The following is a 3,126-nucleotide window of genomic DNA, read 5'->3' as shown; positions in this document are numbered from 1 at the left end:
TTGTTTTCACTAACCCCATTTACCACCACAAATTTACAAACATAAAACTCTTGTTTTCTATCTTCATCTTCTAAGATTTCATCTAGTCCTTGTGCGATTTGAAGTTTTAAATTTTGCATTTTTGCAGGAGCTAAAAAACTAAAATGATATTCGTTTAATTCTTTATTATCTTCTAAAGCATTTTTGATGATTTTATCATACTCATGTAGCTGTGTAAAATACCCTACTCCTAAATCTTTATTTTCAAATTCCTTATAAGCACTTTTATAAACTTTAGCAATGTTTTTTGGGATAATAAAATAAAGTTTGATTAAATTAGTATCAAAGCTAAGATTTAATTCTTTAAATTCATAATCTTTACTAAAGTCTTGTTTGAATTGATTAAGAATATTTATATCCTCTATATCTTTTAAATCTTTTAAATCTATATTAAATTCATTTAAAGCCTTATCTTGTTCTTTTTTTTCATTATTGATTAAAAGATTATAGATAGGTAAATTATCTTTTTGAAATCTATCACTTTTATAATGAAGTCTTATTATAGGCTCTTTTAACTCTATTTGATTTTTACTTTGTTCTCCTAAGCCCTCTTTAGGATCAAAGCTGTGATCAAATTTAAACTTAGTAGGAGTAAAGCTTACTTTTAAAGCAAAGCCTTTATCTGTTTTACAAGCTGAGATGAGTTCTTGTAAGATTGCAAATTCATTATTGACTTTCTTTTGAGATAAGGATCCTTTTACATTAACAACTTTAGTACAAGGAACACTTACACCTGCTATAGTATTAGGACAAGCTACTATACTAGAGTTTAATAAATCACTTTCTAGCATTATAGGCACACCATCATCTTTAAAAGTTTTTCCTTTGTTTGATTTAAGTATGACTTTACCTCCATGGATACATTCTAGGTTTTGATTTTCTAAAAGAGCATGAAGTTTAGCTATAGCTTGTTTTTTATCTACTTGTGTGGTTTTTTGTTCTTTTAAAGTGTTTGAAATTAAGTCTTTATACTCTAAGCTTTGTTTGCTTAAACATTCTAATTTAATATTTAAAGAATTTTCTATAATAGAATAATTAAGCAAACAAAGTTCATCATTTTTATAAAAGATACTAAGTCTTCCTAAACCACTGCTTTCATCTTTAGGAGAAAAATAATAACTAGGTGTATCTTGTTTTATAGTATTATCTTGATCTAATTCTCCAAAGTAAAAAGGATTGTTAGGAAGTTCATTTGAGCCTGTAAGGAGGGTGGAGTTTAAAAAGATTTTTATATCTAAACTTTTAAAATCTATTTGATATTTTTCTTCTATGTCCTTTATATCCAAAACACTTCTATCTTTTGCAAAAATATCACAATGATTATCATAAATATGGATCAAATTTGACATAGAGATGAAAGAAGTATTGTTAGAATTATCTTGCAAATCTTGTAAATTTACTTTATCTAAGAATATGATTTTTATATTATTTGTCTTTAATACTATGGTATTGGTATTTTTATCATAAAATTGCTCTATGTTAAATACTTCGTTTAAAATTAAATTAACATCATTTTCCTTAGTATTAAAGCTTTGATTATTTAGATTATCTTGTAAGGAAATTTCTTTATTTAAATAGTCTTGGATATCTTTTATTTTTTCATTTCTTTTTTCTTTTAAAGTATTGATAGATTTATAAAGCCTTTTTCTAGCATCAAGATAGGTATCATTGAGCTTTTCTTTATCTAGGATGAAGATTTTTGTGAAAGTAGAATTATAGCCTAGATTGTTTATAGCGGTAGCTTGGGTGAAAAGATCTTCTTGATTATAATTTATAGCTATGGAATTTTCACATTGATATAAGGCTTTTAAATATGCTATGGATGAATTTTTATCTATTGTGTCTATTTCATCATTGTTTATAAAAGCAAGCCTTGTTATAAATAATTCTCTATCCATTTTTTTTCTAAATATTTAAGATAAATGAATATTATATCAAATATATTAAATTTTTGATAGTCTTTAAAGATTTTAATACATCACATACACACCCGCCATTAATATAGGATTACACACAAACCCTATAAGCCAACTTAATTTTTTGCGTTTTTCTCCTGTGCTATAACATTTAAATAAATAAGCTTGCAATAAACAAGGAAGTATAAAAAATGTGGTTGTAAAAAAAATAAAAGTTATACCGTCTAAAAAATCAAAATAATTATGTGCTTTATATTCTTGTGGTGATAATTTTTCAATTTCTGGAGGACCAAGCAATACAAGATCCCTAGAAGTTTCAAGATCATAAGTAAGATAAAATATGATAACAATAGCCATAAAAAAGATAATAAAAGATATTAAAAAATAAGATTTTACAAATTCTTTTATATTAATCTTAATCCAATAATTTATATATAGAAAAGACAATAAGAACGCTTAGAGCTATAAGATAAAATTCTATAACACTACAAGTAAGAATAAATCCTATCAAACCCAAAAAATAGAAAGCGTAATACTATCTCCCATTTAAACTCCTGTATTATAAAGCACATTATAAGCTTTATTTTTAAATCAAGCTTAGTGATAAAATCTTTACTATAAAGTCTAAAATCCAAACCATAAGGAGTGAATTTTTGATAGTCTTTAAAGATTTTCATATACCACATACACACTCGCAATTAATAAAAAGATATTACACACAAACCCTATAAGCCAACTTAATTTTTTGCGTTTTTCTCCTGTGCTATAACATTTAAATAAATAAGCTTGTAATAAACAAGAAAATATGATAAATGTGATTACTAAAAAAACATAGTTGCAAAGGTTAAAAATTTAAAATAATTACGCACTCTATATTCTTGCGGTGATAATTTTTCAATTTCTGGAGGATCAAGTAATACAAGCGATTTATAAAATTCAAGATCATAGCTAAGATAAAATATGATAACAATAGCCATAAAAAAGATAATAAAAGATATTAAAAAATAAGATTTTACAAATTCTTTTATGTTAATTTTAATCCAATAATTTATAATAGAAAAGACAATAAGAACGCTTAGAGCTATAAGATAAAATTCTATAACACTACAAGCAAGAATAAATCCAAATAAACCCCAAAAAATAGAAAATGTAATATCTTCTCCCATTTAAA

Annotated in this window: 3 protein-coding genes; all 3 read right to left on the bottom strand. The window is 24.8% G+C overall.

The window, feature by feature from the left end:
• Positions 1-1,082 (bottom strand): hypothetical protein (locus tag AJN69_RS10660; RefSeq protein ID WP_186820497.1); only part of this gene is annotated, 1,082 nt, incomplete at its 3' end.
• A gap of 927 nt (positions 1,083-2,009) precedes the next feature.
• Positions 2,010-2,312: a hypothetical protein gene (locus tag AJN69_RS10450; RefSeq protein WP_250540839.1), complete on the bottom strand. Its 303-nt coding sequence runs from the start codon at positions 2,310-2,312 to the stop codon at positions 2,010-2,012.
• Between the two features lie 464 nt (positions 2,313-2,776).
• Positions 2,777-3,121: a hypothetical protein gene (locus AJN69_RS08320; protein WP_261669310.1), complete on the bottom strand. Its 345-nt coding sequence runs from the start codon at positions 3,119-3,121 to the stop codon at positions 2,777-2,779.
• Between the last annotated feature and the right edge of the window lie 5 nt (positions 3,122-3,126).

Source organism: Campylobacter sp. BCW_4338 (assembly GCF_001763255.1).
In the GTDB taxonomy this organism is placed as follows: domain Bacteria; phylum Campylobacterota; class Campylobacteria; order Campylobacterales; family Campylobacteraceae; genus Campylobacter_D; species Campylobacter_D jejuni.
The sequence above is the reverse complement of the archived record's forward strand: the minus strand, read 5'-3'. Positions and strand labels throughout refer to the sequence as shown.